This is a genomic window from Sorangium sp. So ce375 (genome assembly GCF_051473855.1).
Lineage (GTDB): Bacteria > Myxococcota_A > Polyangia > Polyangiales > Polyangiaceae > Sorangium.
Genome location: NZ_CP150335.1, coordinates 5,657,008 through 5,678,726 on the forward strand (window position 1 = coordinate 5,657,008; position 21,719 = coordinate 5,678,726).

At 70.6% G+C, this 21,719-nt stretch carries 18 protein-coding genes; 14 read left to right on the forward strand and 4 right to left on the reverse strand.

Translation table 11 applies throughout. The features are described 5' to 3' along the window. Positions 1-7 precede the first annotated feature (7 nt). Positions 8-430 carry a nucleoside diphosphate kinase regulator gene (rnk, locus tag WME90_RS20985; RefSeq protein WP_437282938.1) on the reverse strand — a complete coding sequence of 141 codons (423 nt, stop codon included), beginning with the start codon at positions 428-430 and terminating at the stop codon, positions 8-10. Positions 431-724: 294 nt separating this feature from the next. Here rnk and WME90_RS20990 point away from each other — a divergent pair, with 294 nt between their 5' ends. Genes WME90_RS20990 through WME90_RS21000 form a run of 3 tightly spaced genes read left to right on the forward strand, consistent with a single transcriptional unit; the run spans position 725 to position 2,161 of the window. After that, complete coding sequence (locus WME90_RS20990; RefSeq protein ID WP_437282939.1) at positions 725-1,123, forward strand: hypothetical protein; 399 nt, start codon at positions 725-727, stop codon at positions 1,121-1,123. Further along, positions 1,120-1,245 (forward strand): hypothetical protein, encoded by a 126-nt coding sequence (locus WME90_RS20995; protein WP_437282940.1) that lies wholly within the window; start codon positions 1,120-1,122, stop codon positions 1,243-1,245. Before WME90_RS20990 ends, WME90_RS20995 begins: the two co-directional genes overlap by 4 nt. Beyond that, positions 1,238-2,161, forward strand: coding sequence for an alpha/beta fold hydrolase (locus WME90_RS21000; protein WP_437282941.1), 924 nt, complete (start codon positions 1,238-1,240; stop codon positions 2,159-2,161). The genes WME90_RS20995 and WME90_RS21000 overlap by 8 nt, the downstream gene beginning before the upstream one ends. 549 nt (positions 2,162-2,710) lie before the next feature. Here the strand turns inward: WME90_RS21000 and WME90_RS21005 are convergent. Further along, positions 2,711-3,760, reverse strand: coding sequence for a hypothetical protein (locus WME90_RS21005; RefSeq protein ID WP_437282942.1), 1,050 nt, complete (start codon positions 3,758-3,760; stop codon positions 2,711-2,713). A gap of 307 nt (positions 3,761-4,067) precedes the next feature. Here WME90_RS21005 and WME90_RS21010 point away from each other — a divergent pair, with 307 nt between their 5' ends. The 5 genes from WME90_RS21010 to WME90_RS21030 all read left to right on the forward strand — a co-directional run bounded on the left by WME90_RS21010 (position 4,068) and on the right by WME90_RS21030 (position 9,222). Next, complete coding sequence (locus tag WME90_RS21010) at positions 4,068-4,463, forward strand: VOC family protein (protein ID WP_437282943.1); 396 nt, start codon at positions 4,068-4,070, stop codon at positions 4,461-4,463. Positions 4,464-4,629: 166 nt separating this feature from the next. Beyond that, complete coding sequence (locus tag WME90_RS21015) at positions 4,630-6,444, forward strand: protein kinase domain-containing protein (protein WP_437282944.1); 1,815 nt, start codon at positions 4,630-4,632, stop codon at positions 6,442-6,444. A gap of 4 nt (positions 6,445-6,448) precedes the next feature. Continuing rightward, positions 6,449-7,354 (forward strand): hypothetical protein, encoded by a 906-nt coding sequence (locus WME90_RS21020; RefSeq protein ID WP_437282945.1) that lies wholly within the window; start codon positions 6,449-6,451, stop codon positions 7,352-7,354. Beyond that, on the forward strand, positions 7,354-8,235 hold the full coding sequence (locus WME90_RS21025; RefSeq protein WP_437282946.1) for a formylglycine-generating enzyme family protein: 882 nt from the start codon (positions 7,354-7,356) through the stop codon (positions 8,233-8,235). The genes WME90_RS21020 and WME90_RS21025 overlap by 1 nt, the downstream gene beginning before the upstream one ends. Before the next feature lie 309 nt (positions 8,236-8,544). Beyond that, positions 8,545-9,222 (forward strand): hydrolase, encoded by a 678-nt coding sequence (locus tag WME90_RS21030; protein WP_437282947.1) that lies wholly within the window; start codon positions 8,545-8,547, stop codon positions 9,220-9,222. On the opposite strand, the gene WME90_RS21035 is transcribed toward WME90_RS21030, so the two are convergent. Then, positions 9,219-9,389 carry a hypothetical protein gene (locus WME90_RS21035; RefSeq protein WP_437282948.1) on the reverse strand — a complete coding sequence of 57 codons (171 nt, stop codon included), beginning with the start codon at positions 9,387-9,389 and terminating at the stop codon, positions 9,219-9,221. The genes WME90_RS21030 and WME90_RS21035 overlap by 4 nt on opposite strands. Positions 9,390-9,631: 242 nt before the next feature. On the opposite strand from WME90_RS21035, the gene WME90_RS21040 reads away from it, so the two are divergent. The 5 genes from WME90_RS21040 (at position 9,632) to gdhA (ending at position 18,518) form a co-directional block, all read left to right on the forward strand. Then, positions 9,632-11,947 carry a family 2 encapsulin nanocompartment cargo protein terpene cyclase gene (locus WME90_RS21040; RefSeq protein ID WP_437282949.1) on the forward strand — a complete coding sequence of 772 codons (2,316 nt, stop codon included), beginning with the start codon at positions 9,632-9,634 and terminating at the stop codon, positions 11,945-11,947. Between the two features lie 21 nt (positions 11,948-11,968). After that, positions 11,969-13,375, forward strand: coding sequence for a family 2B encapsulin nanocompartment shell protein (locus WME90_RS21045; RefSeq protein WP_437282950.1), 1,407 nt, complete (start codon positions 11,969-11,971; stop codon positions 13,373-13,375). Between the two features lie 96 nt (positions 13,376-13,471). Then, on the forward strand, positions 13,472-14,872 hold the full coding sequence (locus WME90_RS21050) for a family 2B encapsulin nanocompartment shell protein (RefSeq protein ID WP_437282951.1): 1,401 nt from the start codon (positions 13,472-13,474) through the stop codon (positions 14,870-14,872). A gap of 14 nt (positions 14,873-14,886) precedes the next feature. Further along, positions 14,887-16,572, forward strand: coding sequence for a mechanosensitive ion channel family protein (locus tag WME90_RS21055; RefSeq protein WP_437282952.1), 1,686 nt, complete (start codon positions 14,887-14,889; stop codon positions 16,570-16,572). A 596-nt stretch (positions 16,573-17,168) separates the two neighbouring features. Next, the gene (gene gdhA / locus WME90_RS21060) at positions 17,169-18,518 is read left to right on the forward strand and encodes an NADP-specific glutamate dehydrogenase (RefSeq protein WP_437282953.1); all 1,350 of its coding nucleotides are present in this window, start codon (positions 17,169-17,171) and stop codon (positions 18,516-18,518) included. A 111-nt stretch (positions 18,519-18,629) separates the two neighbouring features. Here gdhA and WME90_RS21065 read toward each other — a convergent pair whose 3' ends face one another. Further along, positions 18,630-20,132 (reverse strand): sigma 54-interacting transcriptional regulator, encoded by a 1,503-nt coding sequence (locus WME90_RS21065; protein ID WP_437282954.1) that lies wholly within the window; start codon positions 20,130-20,132, stop codon positions 18,630-18,632. 318 nt (positions 20,133-20,450) lie between these two features. Between WME90_RS21065 and WME90_RS21070 the strand changes: the two genes are divergently transcribed. Further along, a complete protein-coding gene (locus WME90_RS21070; protein WP_437282955.1) occupies positions 20,451-21,542 on the forward strand; it encodes an endo alpha-1,4 polygalactosaminidase in 1,092 nt (363 codons plus the stop codon). Positions 21,543-21,719 lie beyond the last annotated feature (177 nt).

A 21,719-nucleotide genomic window follows, 5' to 3' on the forward strand; every position in this document is an offset into this window, starting at 1 on the left:
ACCGGGCTCACAGATCGAAGCGACCCGACGCCTCGGGCTGATAGACGATGCGCTCGATCCGGAGCCGCCGGGTGCGGCTCGGCGTGGGCCACTCCACCTCGTCCGCCTCTCGACAGCCGAGCAGCGCGAGCCCCATCGGCGCGAGCACCGAGATCCGGCCGCTGTTCACGTCGGCGATCCCGGGAAACACCACGGTCAGGCAGAGCCGCTCCTCCGAGTCGAGATCGACGAGGTCGACCTTGGAGTTCATGGTGACCACGTTCGGCGGGATGTCGCCTGGCTTCACGACGTCGGCGCGCTCGAGCTCGAGCTCGAGCGCCTCCAGGTTCGGGGAGTCGCCCCCGGGCCGCGCGCGAAGCGCTTCGAGCAGCCGCGCGAGCCGATCGCGGTCGAATTCGGTGAGGACGATGGGGTTCGAGTGAGGTGCCATGAGCTGAGATCTCCTTGTGTCGTCGATGCGATCCGGGCTCGGCCGAAGGTCCGCGCCGGCGCGCTGGACGGCGTGAGTGCTCGCCCAGGTCGCCCGCTCAGGCGCCCTCGACGCCAGGCCCGCTTCCTTCCGGGAGCGGCCAGCGAAAGACGCTGGAAGGCCGCTCCCCTACGAGCGTGCGGGCGACCTCCGGCAGAGCAGCCGGGATCGCAGGGGAATGAGCGCGCTACGCGCGCCGCGGCAAGGCCACGAACGCGACGCGACGGGGTGCCGGCAGGCGCTCATTCCATGGGCATGGTAACACGACGGTCCTCCCAGGGCCATGGCAGCGCGACGACCCGGCGCCCCTCCCCGCCCCCGCCCCCGCGCCAGGCGCTCGTGCTGCTCGGCTGCGGCGGGACCCAGCACGCCACCGGCGTGGCCGGCGGGGCGTGCAACAACGGTTATCCCTGCACGGCCGACGGCGCGAGGGCCGTGCCGCGCGACTTCCTGACCGGGAGCGGCAAGAGCCTCCTGGGGGCCGAGCGGGAGGGCTGCGCGGAGCCTCCGTCGACGAAGATCTCGGTACCCGCGATGAAGCTCGCGTCGCCCGGTGCGAGGAATGCCACCACCTTCGCGGACAGGCTCCATGGCGGGGAGCCTACTGCCCTTGCCCGGGATGACGCAGGATCCCGTTCTCGTGGGCAAAGTTGACCACCACCCAAGCGCTGACCCCGGCGGTCACCCATTACCTGGCAGGGAATCGACCGCCGCCCGCGCCGTGGTTCAACTTCGCCTCGCACCACGCGATGAGGAAGGAGCACTGCCATGGTTGAACAGAACATCGACACGCCGGCCGCGCCGGCGAAGGCGGAAGTCGGCCCTGCGTCGGATCCGGGGCGACGGCCCGCGCAGGGGGCGCGGAGCAAGCCGCGGCCTGCGCCTGGCCCGTTCGTCGAGGCGCGGGACGGCGCGCACCTGTTCCGCCGGGACTGGGGCGCGGGCCAGCCCGTGCTGTTCCTCTCGGGGTGGGCGCTGACCGGCGAGATGTGGGCCTACCAGATGCTCGACCTCGTCGACCAGGGGCTGCGCTGCGTCGCCTACGACCGGCGCGGCCACGGCCGATCGAGCGATCCCGGGCGGGGCTACGAGTACGACACGCTCGCCGACGACCTCGCCGCCGTGCTGGAGCAGCTCGATCTGCGGGAGGTCACGCTGGTGGGGCACTCGATGAGCGGCGGCGAGATCGCTCGTTACCTCTCACGCCACGGCGCGGGCCGGATCGCCCGCGCCGTGTTCCTGGCGCCGACCACGCCGATGCTCCTCAGGGCGGCGGACAACCCGGACGGGCTCGACCCGCTCCTCATCGACCAGGTGCGCGCGGCCATGCGCGCGGATTACCCCCGATGGCTCGACGACAACGCGCCGCCGTTCTTCGTGGCCGACACGTCGCCCGCCATGAGGGAATGGGTGAAACACCAGATGTTGCAGTGCTCGATGAAGGCGCTGATCGACTGCAACCGCGCGTCGGTCGAGGCCGACTTCCGCGACGATCTGCGCCGGATCACGGTGCCGACCCTCGTCCTCCACGGCGACCGCGACGCGTCGGCGCCGCTCGCGCTCACCGGCGCGAGGACGGCGGCGCTCATTCCGGACAGCCGCCTCGTCGTGTACGAGGGCGCGCCGCACGGGTTGTTCATCACCCACCGCGAGCGCGTCAGCCGCGATCTCGTCGCCTTCGCGCGAAGCTGAGCGGCGGCGCGCGCCGACACGGTGATGCGACGGGGTGCGCCGGAGGTGAGTCAGCTGGCGGGAGCTCTCCGGCACCGGCGAGAGCTCGCGGAGGCGGGCCGCCGCGGCGGCCTCGCCGCGAGGCGCCTTTTGAACCGCCTCCGCGTGCTCGGAGCACAGGGCAGGGCGAGAGGAGATCGGAGGCGTCCTGGACCCAGCGGACGCCGAGGCTGCGCAGGGGCGGCGGCGGCGATGCGCAAGGCGTCAAACCGTAGTAGCGCAGGACACAAATTGGGCGCACAGAGGGGCGCTGGGGCTGCACAGGAGCCGGTTGATCGTGCGATAGGACACAAAATGGACACGCAGGAGGGTTGCCGGGGCCGCGCAGGGGCCACGCGATCGTGAGATAGGACACTAAATAAGTGCGCAGGAAGGTCGCGGGGGCTGCGCAGGAAGGCGCCGAGGCCGCGCTGCAGAGCCGCCGGGGCTGCGCAGGAAGGCGCCGAGGCCGCGACCGCAGCGACGAGCCAGCGGCGTGTCCGGGGGGAGCAGCCGTCCAGCGCGGTCGCGCTACGTCGCGTTCGGCTCGGAGAGCCAGGCCGCCAGCGCGTCCGCCGAGAACGAGAGCACCACCTCCCCTACCCGGTCCTCCCGCAGCCGATCGAGGCGCTCTGCGAGCGCAGCAGTCTCGGCCTCGGTCAGCGGGCGGCCGAGCCGGAGCGCGCAGAGCCGGGCCGTCATCTGGAGCTGCCCGAGCTGCTCGCCCTGCAGTCGTGCGCGCCTTTCCGCCTCTTTCGCCTCTTCCGCCTGTCTCCGCGCCTCTTTGAGCGCCGCCTCGCTCTCTTTGAGCGCCGCCTCGCTCTCTTTGAACGCCGCCTCCTTCAGCGCCGCTTCCCTCCGCGCGGTGAACTGCTCATACCATTCGCGGGTTTCCATGATCAAATCCCTCTCCTCGGAAGGCAACCCCAGCAGTAGCTGCTCCGGCACCTCGAAGCTTAGCCGAACGAGCCACGGGAGCGCCACCCGGCGCTCCCACGCGTCTTCGGGGAGCGCCGCCAGGTCTCGCAGCGCCGCTCGCCGCACGCGAGGCGAGCCGAGCAAGCGCAGTAGCACCGTGCTCCTCACGCGCGGCAGCTCCGCGATCACCACGGCATGGATCCGCCACCCTGGCGCCGGCCCCACGTAGTGGCCCTCCGGACCAGCAGCGTCCCGCACGAACCCGAAGTCGCGCAGCACCCCATCCGGGCGCCCAGCGCTCACGAGCCACGCCCATGGCAGCTCCAGCTCGCGCTCCGCTCGCAGCTCGAGCGTGTGGTGCCACTGATGACGCTTGCGCATGCAGCCGTGGAGCTCGGCCACGCCCGGCGCGCCGCTGAACACCTCCACCATCCCCGCCTCCGCCGCCATCGAACGAAGCAGCCCAGGCTCGATCTCGGGGTGCGCCCCCAGGAGGTCCGGATTGGGCACGTGCCAGACATCGATCCGCTGGGCATCCCCGGCCGGCACCTCTACCTCGGTCTCGGCGGCGCCCACGAGCACGAAGAAGTCCCGGAGGATGTTCTTGCCGAGCTGATCGAGGCGGAAATACATGAGGGCCGCCGATACCACACCTGAGCGCAAAAAGAACATCTTTTGGCGCCGCACACAGCCCGTCGCTCCCCCGGAGTCCGGTGCCATCGAATCTGCACGCAACAAGCAGCGCTGCAGGTAATTACCAGGATCGGACCGGGCTCATTTATCCATCGATCACACCATCGATTACACAGCGATACTTCGATCATTACCTGCTCACCCCAGAACCCGCTTCGCAATCTCGCTCGCCCTCGCCCTGCCCAGCGGACCGCCGGGCTCGCTGACGGCCGCTGCCCCGTCCGGCGCTCGCGCCTTGCCTTCCGGCGCGGCGCAGCGCACCTTCGCGCCCAGCGACATGCACAGCGACGACCCCTACGCGATGGCCGCCTACGTCAAGCTCCTCGTCGCCGACGCGGAGCGCTCCGCTTCGTTCTACGAGCTCCTCGGCTTCTCCCGCATCCATCAGGATCCCGTGTTCGTGCACCTGCGCTGGGCACGCCACGCCGATCTCTTCCTCGTCGCGACGCCGCCGGGGGTCTCGCTCTCCGGGCAGCGCGGCCTCGGCGTCATCGTCTGCTTCAGCGCCGCCGGCGACCGCGGCATCGAGACGATCGCCGCGCGCGCCTCGGCGGCCGGCGCCGCCGTCGACGGGCCGCGCGAGCAGCCGTGGCACACACGGGAGGTCGTCGTCACCGACCCCGACGGCTACCGCCTCTGCTTCGTCGAGCCGAGCACGCCTCTGCAGGGCTGACGGCCCGCCGCAGAAACGAAGACGAAGACGAACGACGAACGACGAACGACGTCAATCGACACGAGCCCGTCGCTCTCGTCGTGGCGTTCGTCCATCGCGGGCCCGGTGCCCGCGCCGGCGCCTCCGGGCGGCGGCCCCGGGCGGGCTCGTGTATCATCGTGCCGGCATGTCGCCGGAGCCGTCGCAGCCCAGGCCCATCGGGCGCTATCTGCTGTACGGCTCGATCGCATCCGGCGGGATGGCGTCCGTGCACCTCGGCCGGCTCGTCGGCGACGCGGGCTTCTCACGCACCGTGGCCATCAAGCGGCTGCACCCCGCGCTCGCCGAGGCGCCCGAGATCGCCGAGAGCCTGCGCGACGAGGCCCGCATCGTCGCGCGCATCCAGCACCCCAACGTCGTCGCCATGGTCGACCTCCTCGTCGCCGAGGACGAGGCGTTCCTTGTCATGGAGTACGTGCGGGGCGAGTCGCTCGCGCGGCTGCTGCGGGCGGCGCACGCGCGCGGCGCGCCGGTGCCGGTCCCCATCGTCGCGAGCATCACGTGCGGCGCGCTCCACGGCCTGCACGCGGCCCACGAGGCGCGCAGCGAGTCGGGCGATCCGCTGGGCATCGTGCACCGGGACGTCTCGCCCGAGAACGTGCTCGTCGGCGTCGACGGGACGGCGCGGCTGCTCGACTTCGGCATCGCCAAGGCGCGCGGGCGGCTCAGCACCACCCGCGGCGGGCAGGTCAAGGGCAAGCTCGCGTACATGGCGCCCGAGCAGCTCCTCTGCGCCGACGTGACCCGGCAGACCGATGTGTTCGCGGCGGGCGTAGTGCTCTGGGAGGCGCTCGCGGGCCGGCGGCTCTTCGACGGCGGCGACGAGGGCGCCCTCGTCCGGGCCGTGCTCGAGGGGCCGATCCCGCCCCCGAGCTCGCTCGCGGCGCACGTGCCGCCCGCGCTCGACGCCGTCGTCCTCCGGGCCCTCGAGCGGAACGCGGCGGGCCGCTACCCGACCGCCCGCGAGCTCGCGGTCGCCATCGAGGACGCCGTCCCGCTCGCGTCGCCGCGCGCTGTGGGCGAGTGGGTCGAAGAGCTCGCCGGCGATGGGCTCGCGCGGCGGGCGGCGCGCGTCGCCGCGATCGAGAGCGCGTCGGCGGCGATCCCGAGCGGCCCGGCGACGGCCAGCTCGGGCACGGCCGCGCGGGGCGGGCCGAGCGAGCCCAGCGACGGGGGTGAACGCGAGCCCGCGTCGCCGAGCCATCCAGGGGGCGGGCTGGCGGAAACCTTGCCTTCGATTCCGTCGAGGGCCCTCGAGCAAGGGACGCTGGCGGCTGAGCCCCCGCCTGGGTCCGTGACGTCGAGCGGGATCTCGTTGGGGTTTCCCGCGACGGACGGCGCGCAGCGCGACGATCCGCCCCCCGCAGCGGCGAAGCGCGCGCCCGCGCCGCTCGCGCTGCTCGCCGCGCTGCTCCTCGGCGGCGCGGCCGCGCTCGTGGCACAGTCGTGGCGCCGCGGCCCGCCCGGCTCGGAGGACGCCGCGCGCGCGGGGCACGTGCCCGCGGCGCAGCCGGCCAGCGCGGCGGCGGCGAGCGCGGCAAGAACTGTCGCAGCGACCCCGACGAGCGCCGTCACGGCTGACCCGACGAGCACCGTCACGGCGAACCCGACGAGCGCCGCCACGGCTGCCCCGACGAGCACCGTCACGGCTGACCCGACGAACGCCGTCGCAGCGAACCCGGTCGCAGCGAACCCGACGAGCACCGTCACGGCTGCCCCGACGAGCACCGTCACGGCTGCCCCGACGAGCACCGTCACGGCTGACCCGACGAACGCCGTCGCGCCAGCGCCCGCACAGCGCTCGGCGCGCTCAGCCGCGGGCACGCGCGCCCCCACCCCCGCGCCCGCGCCGCGCGCGACCCACGCCGACGCCCAGCGCTGCTCCCCGCCGTATACCGTGGACAAGGCCGGCATACGCCGGCTCAAGCCGGAGTGCCTGTGAACCGATGACCCTCCCGTGTCCCGCCCGCGCCCGGCTCGCGCTCTCCCTCGCCGCCGCGGCGGCGCTCTCGCTCACCGGCGCCCTCGCCGGTGCCGCGCCCGACAAGCAGGCGTGCGCCGCCGCCTACGAGCGCGCGCAGGGCCTCCGCCGCGCCGGCAGGCTGATCGAGGCGCGCGACGCGCTCGTCACCTGCTCGCAGCCCACGTGCCCGGCGGCCGCCGTGGCGGACTGCGGGCCGTGGCTCGCCGAGGTCGAGCAGAGCCTGCCCTCCGTGGTCGTCGCCGCGAGGGACGCGCACGGGCGAGAGCGCCTCGACGTGCGTGTGCTCGTGGACGGGCGCCCCCTCGCCGCGGCGCTCGACGGCAAGGCGCTGCCGGTGGACCCGGGCCCGCACACCTTCCGCTTCGAGCCCGCGACGGGCCCCGCCGTCGAGGAGCGCGTGCTGATCCGCGAGGGCGAGAAGAACCGCCCGCTCACCGTGACCCTCGGCGCGGAGCGAGAGCGCGCCGCCGCGCCAGCCTCGCCTCGCCCGCTCGCCCCGCCGCCTGCCTCGCCTCGCCCGCTCGCCCCGCCGCCTGCCGAACCCTCGGTCCCTGGGCTCGTGTGGGCCTCCGGCGCCGTCGGCGTCGCGGGGCTCGCCGTGTTCGCCGTCGCCGGCGCGCTCTCGCTGCGCGCCGAGGCCGATCTGCGCGCCACGTGCGCCCCGCGCTGCGCAAAGGAAGAGGTGCGCGCGATCCGGGTCCAGCACGCGATCGCCGACGTCGGCCTCGGCGTGGGCGTCGTCGCGCTGGGCGCCGCGGCGTGGCTCTACATGACCCGGCCGGCCGCCGCGCAGCCCCCGAAGGCCGGCGCGACGGCGCTCCGGCCGTTCATCGCCGGCACCGCCGCGGGCGTCGCGGGGGCCTTCTGATGCACCCGCCGGCCCGCGCCGCCGCCGCCCTCGCGGCGGCCGTCCTCGCGGCGGCCGTCCTCGCGGCGGCCGTCCTCTCGGCGTGCTCGCTCGTGCGACCGCTGCACGGCCTCACCTGCGAGCCCGGGGCCCGCAACGCCTCGTGCCTGTACGGCCAGCCCTGCGACACGAGCGCCGACTGCGCGACGGCCGCGTGCGCCGAGGGCGTCTGCCAGTGCCCCGCCGGCATGGTGACGATCGAGAGCTCGTTCTGCATCGACCCGACCGAGGTGTCGAACGCCGCCTACCGCGCCTTCCTCGCCACGCAGCCGGACGTCGCCGCGCAGGAGCCGTTCTGCTCGTTCAACAGCACCTTCGATTTCGACGAGACCGGCCCCGACGCGCCTGCCGTGTGCACGACGCGCCATAAGGAGGACGAGTACCCCGCCACCTGCATCGACTGGTGCGACGCCAGCGCCTTCTGCAAGAGCCAGGGCAAGCGCCTCTGCGGCGGGCTCCACGGTAGCCCGCTGCCGTTCCGCGGCGGCACGGCGCAGGGCGAGTGGTTCGACGCGTGCAGCAAGCGCGGCGCGCTCGCCTACGCCACCGGCGAGTTCGACGCTCTGCAGTGCAATGGGAACAGCGAGCAGGCGGCGCCGGTCGGCGACGACGCCAGCCTGGCGTGCGAGGGCGGCTATCTCGGCCTGCAGCACATGAGCGGCAACGTCCGCGAGTGGGAAGACGCGTGCTCCGATGACGTCGGCCCCGGCGACCTCTGCAGGACCCGGGGCGGGGCGTTCGACAGCGAGGGCACGCTCGAAGAGCTCCGGTGCGACGCGCGCGACGAGCGCGAGCGCGCCGACACCGACCACACGATCGGCTTCCGCTGCTGCAGCGGATAGCGACGCGACGGCGCCGGCGGCCGCGCGTCCTCTCCCTTCGAGGCCGAGAGGACCACGCGAGCTCGTCGAAGGGCACGCGGACGCAGCCGGCCGGCGGCGGCCCGAGGCGAACCTGCGATCTTCGTCGCTCGACTTCGGGCCGCTCCAGCACCACAGGAGCCCTCGGCTCCCGGCAGTTTCATCCAAGAACGTCCGGTCGCGACCGCGTAGGGTGACGCCCGCAACCGGCCTAAGGCGGGCGAGGACACCGCTCGTGTCCGGCAAGGCCGTCGATTCGACCGTCAATGGCAGGAGCGATGAGAGAGAGACATGAACCAGTATCAAAAGCTGTACACACCCCAGGACACCGCCGTCGTCTTCATCGATCATCAGCCGCAGATGACGTTCGGCGTCTCCAGCATCGACCGCGCGACGCTGATCAACAACGTGACGCTCCTCGCGAAGGTGGCGAAGGAGTTCAACGTCCCCGCCATCCTCACGTCGGTGGAGACGGAGTCCTTCAGCGGCTACGTGTGGCCTCAGCTCCTCGACGTGTTCCCCGGCCAGCCCGTCATCGAGCGCAGCTCGATGAACTCCTGGGACGACCCTGCGTTCCGGAAGGCCGTCGAGGCGACGGGCAGAAGGAACATCCTGATGACGGGGCTCTGGACCGAGGTCTGCGTGGCGTGGCCGACCATCGAGCTCCTGGGCGCCGGCTACAACGTCTATGTCGTCGAGGATTGCTGTGGAGCCACCTCTCCCGCGGCCCAGGAAGCGGCCTTGTCCCGCATGGTCCAGGCGGGCGCCGTGCGCCTCACGACGCTCCCCGCGCTGCTGGAGTGGCAGCGCGACTGGGCGCGGCGCGAGCACTACGACAACCTGATGGCCCTGATCAAGCAGCACGCCGGTGCGTACGGCGTGGGCGTCGAGTACGCCTACACCTTGGTCCACCACGCGCCCCAGTCGGCGGCGAAGCCGCAGATCGTGCCGAAGAAAGCTGGCCACTAGACCTTGAGCTCCGGCTGCATCGACGAGCGCCGGACGGAGGCGTGGTTGCTGCCGGAGGCGCACGAGTTGCCCGACGTGGCCCGGTCGACGACCGTGCCAGGGCCGGGACCGATTCGCGCGGCGCACGTGGTCGCCGCGGTCGTGGCGCCCCAGCGGCTCCGCACCAAGCAGCAGTCCTGGAGTTGCTGCGGTCCCGGGCTGGTCACCAATTTATTTGGTGAAGCCGCTGAGCTGATCTAGATCCGCCCCGTCCGAAAACTCCCGACCGGTCTGTATGGACGAGCCCTCCGAAGGCGTCGTCGCGCGTCTGCGTGCGATCGGCCGAGCTACGTCCGGGATGCACACCGCCAAAGACATTCAGGTCGCCCGCGTCGCCCATATCGACGACGCACGAGAGAAGTCAGCGAACATGCAACCTTTCACGCTGCCCGACTTCTACATGCCGTATCCCGCGCGCCTCAATCCGCACCTCGAAGGTGCACGCGCGCACACCAAGGGCTGGTCCTACGAGATGGGTATCCTGGAGGAGAACCCGAAGGAAAAACCCATCTGGACCGAGCGCGACCTCGAGGCGCACGACTACGCGCTGCTCTGCGCGTACACCCACCCGGACGCGCCCGCGCCCGAGCTCAATCTGATCACGGATTGGTATGTCTGGGTGTTCTTCTTCGACGACCATTTCCTCGAGATCTACAAGCGCACCAAGGACATGCGCGGCGCGAAGGCGTACCTCGATCGCCTGCCGCTCTTCATGCCCGTCGTGCCCACAGGGACACCGCCGGAGCCGACGAACGTGGTCGAGCGCGCGCTCGCGGACCTCTGGGCGCGGACCGTCCCGCTCACCTCGGTCCACTGGCGCGAGCGCTTCCTCGAGGCGACGAAGAACCTGCTGCTCGAATGTATGTGGGAGCTCGCCAATATCCAGGAGAACCGCGTCGCGAACCCGGTCGAATACATCGAGATGCGCCGCAAGGTCGGCGGAGCGCCCTGGTCCGCGGGCCTCGTCGAGATCGCCGTGGGCGCCGAGGTCCCGGCCGCCGTCGCCGCGACGCGCCCCCTCGAGGTCCTCCGCGACACGTTCGCGGACGGCGTCCACCTGCGAAATGACCTGTTCTCGTACCAGCGGGAGGTCGAGGACGAAGGGGAAAACGCCAACTGCGTGCTCGTCCTCGAGCGTTTCCTCGGCGTCCCCCCGCAAAAAGCGGCCGATTTGACGAACGAGATCCTGACGTCGCGGCTCCAGCAATTCGAGAACACGGCGCTCGTCGAGGTGCCGGCGCTCTGCGTGGAGTACGGGCTGACGCCGGCGCAAGCGCTCGACGTCGCCAAGTACGTGAAGGGGCTGCAGGACTGGCAGTCCGGCGGCCACGAATGGCACATGCGGTCGAGCCGCTACATGAACGAAAACGCGGACAAATCCGCGAGCGTCCCCGATTTCCTCGGGTCGCCGACGGGGCTCGGCACCTCGGCGTTCCGGATCAGGCTCACGCCCGGCGCCCTGGGTTTGCAGCGGATCAAGACCCTCACCCACGCCCCGTTCCGGCCCGTGGGCAGGATGCCCCTCCCGAAGATTACCATGCCGTTCAAGCTCCGCTTGAGCCCGCATCTGCCCGCGGCGCGCCGGAACACCGTCGAGTGGGCCCGCAAGTTCGGGATGCTCGACGTGGTGCCGGGCGTCTTCGGCTCCGGGATCTGGGACGAGCGCAAGCTCATCGGCTTCGATTTCCCCATCTGCGCCGCGGGCATCCACCCGGACGCGTCCCCGCACGAGCTCGACCTGAGCTCGGGCTGGCTGGCTTGGAGGACGTACGGCGACGATTATTTCCCGCTCGTGTTCGGCGCGAAGCGGGACATGGCGGGCGCGAAGCGGTTCAATGCCCGGCTCTCGACGTTCATGCCCCTCGACTGCGCAGGCGCCCCGGTGCCCGAGAACCCGGTGGAGAGCGGCCTCTTGGATCTCTGGATCCGCACGGCTTCCCCCATGTCGATGAATTCGCGGCAGTCGCTCCGCCGCAGCGTCGAGACCATGACCGAGAGCTGGCTCTGGGAGCTCCTGAACCAGACCCAGAACCGGATCCCGGATCCGGTCGATTACGTCGAGATGCGCCGCAAGACGTTCGGCGCCGATCTCACGATGGGCCTGTCCAAGCTCACGCTCGGCGACGTGGTCCCGGCCGCGGTCTTCCGCACGCGGACGATGCGGGGGCTCGACAACACCACGGCCGACGTGGGCGGGTGGATCAACGATCTCTATTCGTACCGCAAGGAGATCGAGTTCGAGGGCGAGCTCAATAACCTCGTGCTGGTCGTCGAGCGGTTCCTCGAATGCGACGCGCAGCGGGCCAGGGAGGTCGTCAATGACCTGATCACGGCGCGCGTGCTGGAGTTCGAGCACATCGTCGCGACCGAGCTGCCCCGCATCCTGAACGAATTCGACCTCGACAAGGCGGCCCGCGAGGCGGTGCTCGGATACGTCGAGAAGCAGCGTTCGTACATGGCTGGCGTCCTCAACTGGCACGTCGCGACGAGCCGGTACGTGGACGCGGAGCTCGAGCGCCACCCGATCGAGCGGGCGATCGACGGCGTGCGTGGGTTTGGCGCCTCTGCGGCGCGTATCAGCAGTTTCTTCGGCGCCGGAAGAGCCGGCGCCGCGGCTCCTGCTGCGAAGGCGGATCTTTCGATGGGTACGGCGCGGTCCGTGCCGGTGAAGCACGGGCGGCCCTAGCCGTCCGGGAAAGCGGGACTCATGTCTATCACAGGTAATTTCGGTTCGATCGATCAGCACCAGACCAGCCTCGCGACGGCGGCCGCGAGGCAGCTCGCGACGACCACCAAGTCGGCGCCGCAGATGCAGGGCATCTCGTCGCGGTGGCTGGTCAAGCTCCTGCCGTGGGTGCACGTCAACGGCGTGTACCGCGTGAACCGCCGGCTGAGCTATGCGGTGGGCGACGGGCGGGTGACGTTCACGAACACCGGCGCGAAGATCCAGGTCATCCCGCAGGAGCTCTGCGAGCTGCCGCTCCTCCGAGGTTATGAGGATGTCGAGGTCCTCACCGCGCTGGCGAACCGCTTCGTGCAGCGTGAATACAAGCCCGGCGACGTCATCACCGAGCGCGGCAAGGAGGCCGATCACATCTGCCTCATCGCGCACGGCAAGGTCAACAAGATCGGCGCGGGCAAGTACGGCGACGAGACGGTGCTCGCGGTCCTCGCGGACGGCGACCATTACAGCTACCAGGCGCTCCTGGAGACGCAGGATTACTGGACGTTCACCGCCAAGGCCGTCACGACGGTCACGGTGCTGACGCTCCAGCAGAACGCCTTCGATGAGCTCGTCGCCCAGCACCCGTCGCTGAAGAAGCACCTCGACAACTTCAAGGCGCTCGCCGCGAAGAAGCAGGACAACACGGGCGAGGCGGCGATCGAAATCGCGGCGGGCCACTCCGGCGAGCCCGTCCTCCCCGGCACGTTCGTCGATTACGAGACCTCGCCCCGCGAGTACGAGCTCAGCGTGGCGCAGACCGTGCTCCAGATCCACACGCGCGTCGCGGATCTGTTCAACGAGCCGATGAACCAGACGGAGCAGCAGCTCCGCCTGACCATCGAGGCCCTGAAGGAGACCCAGGAGCACGAGCTCATCAACAACCCCGAGTTCGGCCTCCTGCACAACGCCGACCTGAAGCAGCGCATCCACACCCACAGCGGCCCCCCGACGCCGGACGACATGGATGAGCTCCTCGCCACGGTCTGGAGGGAGCCGTCGTTCTTCCTCGCGCCCCCGCGCGCCATCGCGGCGTTCGGCCAGGAGTGCAGCCGCGTCGGCATCTATCCGCAGAGCATCGAGGTGAACGGCCATCGCGTCCCGGCGTGGCGCGGCGTGCCGATCTTCCCGTGCAACAAGATCCCGGTCTCGGAGACGCGGACGACCTCGATCCTGCTGGTGCGCGCGGGCGAGAAGAACCAGGGCGTCATCGGCCTGCACCACGCCGGCATTCCGGACGAGGTCGAGCCGAGCCTCAACGTGCGCTTCATGGGGATCAACGACAAGGCCATCATGTCGTACCTCGTCAGCCTCTATTACTCGACGGCCGTGCTGGTCCCCGACGCGCTCGGCGTCCTGGAGAGCGTCGAGATCGGACGCGCCCACGAATGAGCCGCGAGCGGTAGGCGCTCCGCGTGTGCCCCGTGCAAACGCGGGGGATACGCGGAGCGCTCTGCTCTCCGAAGCGCGCAGAAGGAAAGGTACGTCATGGCAAACGCCGAAAAAGCTGCGATCGGGAACGAGGTAGAGCGTTCGAGCCTCGGGACGCTGGGGGCGCGAGGGCTCGCGACGACGACCAAGTCGCACCCGCAAATGCAGGGGATCACGCCCCGGTGGCTCTTGCATGTCTTGCCCTGGATCGAGGTCACGGGCGGCACGTATCGCGTGAACCGCCGCCTGAGTTATGCCGTCGGCGACGGGCGGTTGAGCTTCGGCAACGTCGGGGCAAAGGTGCAGGTGGTCCCGCAGGAGCTCCGCGAATTGCCGCTCTTGCAAGGTTTCTCGGAGGACGCCGTGCTCGATACCCTGGCGAGCCGGTTCATCCAGCGGGAATACAAGCCCGGCGCGCTGATCGCCGAGCGCGGAAAACCAGCGGAGACAATCTTCCTGCTCGCGCACGGAAAGGCCCAGAAGCTCGGCGTAGGCAAGTACGGCGCCGACACGATCCTCGACGTCCTCGCGGATGGGGACCATTTCGGGGATCAGTCCGTCATCGAATCGAACGACGTATGGACGTATTCGGTCAGGGCCGTCACGCCGTGCATCGTGCTCGAGCTCCCGCAGCGCGTCTTCGAGGAGTTGACCTCGCGATCCCCGGCGCTCCACGCGCACATCGAGTCGCTCAAGGAGCGGCTGAAGAAGCCGCAGGACAAGCTCGGACAGGCGGCGATCGCCCTGACCGCCGGTCACAAGGGCGAGCGCGCGCTCCAGGGGACGTTCGTCGATTATGAGACAGCGCCGCGTGAATACGAGCTCAGCGTCGCGCAGACGGTCCTCCGGCTCCACACGCGCGTCTCGGATCTCTTCAATGATCCGATGGATCAGCGCCAGGAGCAGCTCCGCCTGACCGTCCAGGCCCTGCGCGAGCGGCAGGAGTACGAGCTCATCAACAACCGTGATTTCGGCCTCCTGCACAACGCCGACCTGAAGCAGCGCCTCCATCCCCGGAGCGGCCGCCCGACGCCCGACGACATGGACGAGCTCCTCTGCCGGCGCCGCAAGTCGCAGTTTTTCCTGGCGCACCCGCGCACCATCGCGGCCTTCCACCGGGAGTGCAGTCGCCGCGGCATCTACCCGACCACCGTCGAGCTCTCCGGCGCGCAGGTCGCGGCGTGGCGCGGCGTGCCGATCCTGCCTTGCGACAAGATCCCCATCAACGAGGACAAAACGAGCTCCATCCTCGTCATGCGCACAGGGCAGGAGCATCAGGGCGTCATCGGCCTCCACCGCACGGGCCTCCCCGACGAGATCGAGCCCGGCGTCTCGGCCCGCAGGATGGAGACCGACGGAAAGGCCATTACCTCGTACCTCGTGAGCACCTATTACTCCGCCGCGGTGCTGGTGCCCGACGCTCTCGGCGTCCTTGAGAACGTCCAGATCGGGCGGTAGTCTCGACGGCCTCGATGACTCTGCATCTCGACCTGCTCCTCCACAACCTCGTCGCGCTGTGCATCGCGATCGTGGTGCTCCTGCTCCTCTCGGAGCTCGTGGTTAGGCTGATCCATCGGGGCTACGCCTTCGTCTTGCGCTCGCCGACGCTGGAGCACGTCACGGCCGACGAGCGCAAGTCGTTCCGGCGTCGCGTCCGTCGCCGCGCGCTCGTCTGGGTCGCGCTCGTCGGGGCCGTGCTCATGGGCGGCGCGGCGTTCGCCATAGTTCGCGGAATTCGCGCCCTCGACGTGGTGAAGAGCGCGCTCGTCGGGCTCGTCGGAGACGATCCCGCGCTCGCCAAGATGCGGTTGCTCACCGCGCTCGGCATCGTCGTCGGCGCGCTCTTCGTCGACGCCCTCGCCGGGGGGCTCGCCGACGCGCTGGGAAAGGCGGTCGCGCGCTCGGAGTGGCTGGAGAAGCGGCGCGAGCCGGTCGCAGAGGTCACGATACGCCTGCGCAAGGCGCTCCGCGTGGTCATCCTCGGCGCCGTCGCGGTCCTCCTCACCGAGGAGCTCGCGCTCGCGCCGGGGACCCAGCGCACCGTATTGCTCGCCAGCTACACGCTGGGCGCGTTTTACGTGAGCCGCCTCGCGACGGGGATCGGATACCTCCTCCTCGACGTCATCTTCGACAACTCCACGAGGCTCGCCCGCCTCGAAAGCCCGCTCAGGTACCTCGGGAACCTGTCGCACCTGCTCGGGATCACGAAGCGCGTCGTCGATTATTGCGTGTACATCACGGCGGCGACGTGGGTCGCGGACGCGCTCACGCCCGACACGTGGCTCTCGCAGGCGGGGCGGGTCGGGCTCCGGATCATCGCGATCGTCTATGCGAGCCGGGTCCTCGTCGAGGTCTGCGTGCTCCTCATCAACGACCTCTTCCTCGGGAAGGTGGCGGAGGAGAACCCCCAGACGCTCCAGCAACGAAAAACCCTGGTCCCCGTGGCCATGGGCTTCGTGCGGTACGCGGTTTACTTCTCGGCTCTCGTGCTGGGCCTGCGCGAGGCGTCCATCGATCCCACGCCGCTGCTCGCCGGCGCCGGCGTCATCGGCGTGGCCATCGGTTTCGGCGCGCAGACGTTCGTGGGGGATATCGTGGCCGGCTTCTTCATCCTCTTCGAGAACCTGCTCCTCGTCGGCGATCTCGTGGAGATCGGCGGCATCCAGGGGCGCGTGGAGGAGATCGGCGTTCGTATCACGAAGATCCGCGACGAGATCGGCGTGCTCCATTCGATCCCGAACGGCGAGGTGCGCAAGGTCGCGAACCACTCGCGATCCTACGTGAACGCGGTGGTCGACGTGCACGTGCCTTACGAGGAGGACGTGCAGCGGGTGCGTGAGCTCCTCGCGAGGGTCGCCGAGAAGGAGGTCGAGCTGCAGACGGGCGCTCCGGGGCAGGTGGACGTCGGCGTGGAGGAGCTCAACGAGGGCTCGATCGTCCTGCGTATCAGCGCGCGCGTGCCGCCCGGCAAGAACAAGGAGGTGAACGATGCGCTGCGCGGCCGCGTCGTGGAGGAGCTCTGCAAAGCTCAGGTCAGCGCGCCGCGCCCGCGTCGAGCCGTCCTCATCGACAGCACGCTTTCCGTCAAGAACCCGCCCAAGCGAGAAATCGAGGAGTCCGCGCCCGTCGTGCCTTTCTCGCCCGCGAACGACGACTGACGAGCGGTTCGCCTCGCGGCCGTGCTCAGCCCCCGAGCGCGGTATTTCCCGTCCACACCGGCGGCGCATACCCGACCGGTTCATCGCCCACGGCGGCCGCTGTAGCTCGAGGACTCGATGCCGCTGTACCGGCGGTCGCAGCGATACGCTCGCTTCGGCGTGCCGCTGTCCCCGTCGACGCTGGGCATCCGTCCGACCAACGCCCTCGTGACCGCCCCGTCGGGGCCCTCCTGGCGCTCGGGGGGCCAGGGCGAGGACTCATCCAAGTCTCCCCCTGAGTCCCTACTACGGTCCACCTTACATGATGTCTGCGCTTTCCATTGTCGCGCCCTTTCTCTTTCACCTGAGCGCCGTAAGCTCGGTTACCGGCGCCCCTTCGCACTGCTCATCGCTATGCGAGGTCAACGACGAATCGCCACGCCCGCGTCAGGTGACACAAGGCACCTTCCGCCGTCCCCTCCCTCACTGCAATTACAATGCATCAACAATTTAGCGTCGATACTACCCCGATGGGCGGGCTGCATACTCCGAACAATCGGGTGTGATGGCGACGGCGACTGCTCCGCGCGCCGCGCCGGTGTATACCTCCCCTCGACATGGTGCATTTCGACGAGAAAGTTGAGCCACTTTTCGAGCAGATCGTTCGCCGCAACCCCGGCGAATCGGAGTTCCACCAGGCGGTCCGTGAGGTCCTGGAGTCCCTCGGCCCGGTGCTCTCGAAGCACCCCGAGCTGACGCGGCAGAAGATCATCGAGCGCATCTGTGAGCCCGAGCGCCAGGTGATCTTCCGCGTGCCGTGGGTCGACGATCGCGGTGAGGTGCAGCTGAACCGCGGCTTCCGTGTGCAGGTGAACAGCGCGCTCGGTCCCTACAAGGGCGGCATCCGCTTCCACCCGACGGTCTACCTCGGGACCATCAAGTTCCTCGGCTTCGAGCAGGTCTTCAAGAACGCGCTCACCGGGATGCCGATCGGCGGCGGCAAGGGCGGCGCGGACTTCGACCCCAAGGGGAAGTCCGATGGCGAGATCATGCGCTTCTGCCAGAGCTTCATGACCGAGCTCCACCGCCACCTCGGCGAGCACACCGACGTGCCGGCGGGCGACATCGGCGTGGGCGAGCGCGAGCTCGGGTACATGTTCGGGCAGTACAAGCGCCTCACGAACCGCTACGAGTCGGGCGTGCTCACCGGCAAGGGCCTCGCGTGGGGCGGCTCGCTGGTGCGCAAGGAGGCGACCGGCTACGGCGCCGTCTACTTCGTCGCCGACATGCTGCGGGCGCGCGGCGAGAAGCTCGCGGACAAGACGTGCGTGGTGTCGGGCTCGGGCAACGTCGCGATCTACGCGATTCAGAAGCTGGAGCAGCTCGGGGCCCACGTCGTTGCGTGCTCGGACTCGAGCGGCTACGTGCACGACCCCGACGGCATCGATCTCGCGCTGCTCAAGCAGGTGAAGGAGGTCGAACGCGCTCGCATCAGCGAGTACGCGACGCGGTGCGGCCGGCGCTCGCGCTTCGTGCCGGGCGGCAACATCTGGGAGGTGCCGTGCCAGATCGCCCTCCCCTGCGCGACGCAGAACGAGCTGAACGCGCGCGACGCGGCGATGCTGGTGAAGAACGGATGCCGCGCCGTCGCCGAGGGCGCGAACATGCCCACCACGCCCGAGGGCGTGCGCACCTTCCTCGAGTCCGGGGTGGCGTTCGGCCCCGGCAAGGCGGCGAACGCCGGCGGCGTGGCGACCTCGGCGCTCGAGATGCAGCAGAACGCGAGCCGCGACTCGTGGTCGTTCGAGCACACAGAAAAGCGGCTGGCCGAGATCATGACGAACATCCATCGCACGTGTTACGACACGTCGGAGGAGCTCGGAATGCCGGGCAACTATGTGGTGGGCGCGAACGTCGCGGGGTTCCTGCGGGTCGCACGCGCCATGATCGCGCTCGGCGTGATCTGACGGCGGGCCGCGAGGGAAAGAAAACCGCGCACGAGACGGCCAGACGAGGACGGACGACGACGCCTGGCCGAGCTCGCGCGCCGGCCGCCGGGGCGCCTGCTCCCCGAGCGCTCATCTCCTGATGTCGTACTTGTCCAGCTTGTAGAGCAGCGCGCGCCGCGAGATGCCGAGCCGCTTCGCCGCGCGCGTCTGGTTGTTCCCCTCGGCGGCGAGCGCGTCCTCGATGCTCTTCTTCTCCAGCTCGGCGAGGCGCGCCGGCATCGTCCCGCCGTCGGTGGACCGCGGTGGCTCGCCCGCGCCCGGCGGCGCGCCCGCCGACGGCGGCGGCGCGCCTGCGCTCGCCGGGGGCGCGGCGCCCTCGGCGCCCTCGACAACGGAGGCCGGGAGGTGCTCGACCTCGATGACGCCGCCCTCGGCGAGCACGACGGCGTGCTCCACCGCGTTGCGCAGCTCGCGCAGGTTGCCGGGCCACGCGTGCGCCTCGAGCACCTGCGTCGCCGCGGGCGCGAAGCGCGGCGACGGTTCACCCATGCGCCCGGCGACCTGCTGGGCGAAGCGGTGCGCGAGCAGCGCGATCTCGGCGCGCCGCTCGCGCAGCGGCGGGACGCGGAGGACGAACGTGCTGATGCGATAGAAGAGGTCTTGCCGGAACCTCCCGGCCGCCACCTCGGCCTGGAGATCCCGGTGCGTGGCGCACACGACCCGCACGTCGAGCTCGATCTCCTGCGTGCCGCCGATCCGCGCCACGCGCCGGCTCTCGAGCACGCGCAGCAGCTTGGCCTGCATGGCGAGGGGCAGCTCGCCGATCTCGTCGAGCAGGAGCGTGCCGCCCTGCGCCGCCTCGAAGTAGCCGATCTTGCGGCGGTCCGCCCCGGTGAACGCGGCCTTCTCGTGCCCGAAGAGCTCGCTCTCGAGCAGCGCCTCGGGCAGCGCCGCGCAGCTGAGCCGCACGAACGGCCCCCCGGCGCGCGGGCTCGCGCGGTGGATCTGCTCGGAGACGACCTCTTTCCCCGCGCCCGTCTCGCCGAGCACGAGCACCGTCGTCTGCGCGCGCGCGAGGCGCTGCACGACCTGGAAGACCTTCACCATCGCCTCGTCCGCGACGATGAACCCGGCGCCGAGGGGCGCGCCCTCCCCGTCCAGGCCGTCCGCCGACGCGATCCCCGGCGGCGCCTCGGCCGGCGGGGGCGCGGCGATGGCGACCACGATCTCCGCCGGGCCCACGCGGACCACATCACCGCCGGCGAGGGCTCGCTCGGCCCCGCGCACGACCGCGCCGTTCACCGACGTGCCGTTACGGCTGCCGAGGTCGACGAGCGCGACGGTGTGGCCCTGCCGTGCGACGCGCGCGTGGTTGCGTGAGACGCGGGGGTCGTCCACGCAGACCGTGGACTCGGGCGCGCGCCCGACCGAGGCGACGTCGCCGTCGGCCAGGTCGATCACCCGCGCCGCGCCGTCGCCCGCGCGGACGATGAGCCACGCCTGCCCCTGCGGCGTCCCGACGCCGGGCGCGCTCTCGGCCACCTCGAGCTCGGTCGCGACCTCGACCGCGCCGGGCGACGGCGCCGTGCCCGGCGGAGGGGTTTCCCGTCGAGGAGGTTCTCGCGCCGTCATGCCGTTCGAAGGTTGCGCAAGTGTACGACGCTTGCGCAACGCTCGGCAACCGCGCCGCCCGGAGCCGGCCCGCGCAGCGGGGCGCTGCGTGGAGAGCGGGCTGGCCCCCGCCTTGCAATGAAGCTCCGGCACGCACGGAGACGACGCGGGAACCGCCGTCGCCGGGAGCTATCGCGGGGATCGGAGCGTCGCGGGACGCACCGCGCCGACGTGCGCCGAGCTTCACGAACAGACGAACACCCAGGAGATGAACCGATGACCTATCCCAGCCGTCCAGCGTCCGCTCTTGCGATCCGCGGCGCTCTGCGCTGTGCCCTCGTGTGCTTGACCGCAACGCTCGCCGCCGGGTGCGGCGCGGGGCCGGACGCCGGCACGGAGCCGAGCGCCGACACGGAGATGGACTCTGCGGCGAACGGCGATGGGGTCAGAACCGGCGGCACGACCGGCAGCGGCTGGGCGACGGGCGGCGGCAGCGCCTCAGGCGGCGGGAGCGCCTCAGGCGGCGGGAGCGCCTCAGGCGGCGGGAGCGCTTCCGGCGGCGGCAGCGCCTCTGGCGCCGGCGGCGCCTCCAGCGGCGGGAGCGCTTCCGGCGGCGGCAGCGCCTCTGGTGCCGGCGGCGCCTCCAGCGGCGGGAGCGCTTCCGGCTCCGGCGGCGCGACCGGCTCCGGCGGCGCGACAGGCTCCGGCGGTGCGACAGGCGGCGGCGTCTGGGTGCCAGCACCGGGGACGACGTGGCAATGGCAGCTCACGGGCACCATCGACACCAGCCTCGACGTCGCCATGTACGACATCGATCTCTTCGAGACCCCGCAGAAGACCATCGACGCGCTGCGCGCGGCCGGGAAGAAGGTGATCTGCTACTTCAGCGCCGGGAGCGTCGAGGACTATCGCAGCGACGCCTCGAAGTTCCCCGCCGCGGCGATCGGCAACCCGCTCGACGGCTGGCCTGACGAGCGGTGGCTCGACACCCGCAGCGACGGCGTGCGCGACGTCATGAAGGCCCGGCTCGACCTGGCGGTCGAGAAGCGCTGCGACGGCGTGGAGCCCGACAACGTCGACGGCTACACGAACGATCCCGGCTTCCCGCTGACCGCGAAGACACAGCTCGACTACAACCGCTTCCTCGCCGCCGAGGCGCACGCGCGCGGGCTGTCGGTCGGGCTGAAGAACGATCTCGATCAGGTCGAAGATCTCGTGGCGAGCTTCGACTGGGCGCTCAACGAGGAGTGCTACTCGTACGACGAGTGCGAGATGCTCACGCCGTTCATCGACGCCGGCAAGGCGGTCTTCCACGCGGAGTACGTCGCCCAGGCGAAGGCGAACGCCGTCTGCGCCACGACGAAGCCGCTCGGGCTCTCGACGCTGATCAAGAAGCTCGACCTCGACGCCTGGCGCGTCGCCTGCCCCTGATCCACGCGCCGGCGGGAGCTGGTCAGATTCGAAAAGGGAGGCGGGGAGGCAGGGAGAAAGAACTCAGTAAATCTCCCTATCTCCCCGTCTCCCCGTCTCCCCGTCTCCCTGTGATCTTTCTCGGGCAAAGTTGACCACCCCCCGCCGCCGCTTCGCCGACGGAGGGGCGCAGGCCGC

Coding starts and splice junctions, on each gene's coding strand:
- rnk (WP_437282938.1), bottom strand. CDS start 430: ATGGCACCTCACTCGAACCCCATCGTCCTCACCGAATTCGACCGCGAT.
- WME90_RS20990 (WP_437282939.1), top strand. CDS start 725: ATGGTAACACGACGGTCCTCCCAGGGCCATGGCAGCGCGACGACCCGG.
- WME90_RS21000 (WP_437282941.1), top strand. CDS start 1,238: ATGGTTGAACAGAACATCGACACGCCGGCCGCGCCGGCGAAGGCGGAA.
- WME90_RS21010 (WP_437282943.1), top strand. CDS start 4,068: ATGCACAGCGACGACCCCTACGCGATGGCCGCCTACGTCAAGCTCCTC.
- WME90_RS21015 (WP_437282944.1), top strand. CDS start 4,630: ATGTCGCCGGAGCCGTCGCAGCCCAGGCCCATCGGGCGCTATCTGCTG.
- WME90_RS21020 (WP_437282945.1), top strand. CDS start 6,449: ATGACCCTCCCGTGTCCCGCCCGCGCCCGGCTCGCGCTCTCCCTCGCC.
- WME90_RS21025 (WP_437282946.1), top strand. CDS start 7,354: ATGCACCCGCCGGCCCGCGCCGCCGCCGCCCTCGCGGCGGCCGTCCTC.
- WME90_RS21030 (WP_437282947.1), top strand. CDS start 8,545: ATGAACCAGTATCAAAAGCTGTACACACCCCAGGACACCGCCGTCGTC.
- WME90_RS21040 (WP_437282949.1), top strand. CDS start 9,632: ATGCAACCTTTCACGCTGCCCGACTTCTACATGCCGTATCCCGCGCGC.
- WME90_RS21045 (WP_437282950.1), top strand. CDS start 11,969: ATGTCTATCACAGGTAATTTCGGTTCGATCGATCAGCACCAGACCAGC.
- WME90_RS21050 (WP_437282951.1), top strand. CDS start 13,472: ATGGCAAACGCCGAAAAAGCTGCGATCGGGAACGAGGTAGAGCGTTCG.
- WME90_RS21055 (WP_437282952.1), top strand. CDS start 14,887: ATGACTCTGCATCTCGACCTGCTCCTCCACAACCTCGTCGCGCTGTGC.
- gdhA (WP_437282953.1), top strand. CDS start 17,169: ATGGTGCATTTCGACGAGAAAGTTGAGCCACTTTTCGAGCAGATCGTT.
- WME90_RS21065 (WP_437282954.1), bottom strand. CDS start 20,132: ATGACGGCGCGAGAACCTCCTCGACGGGAAACCCCTCCGCCGGGCACG.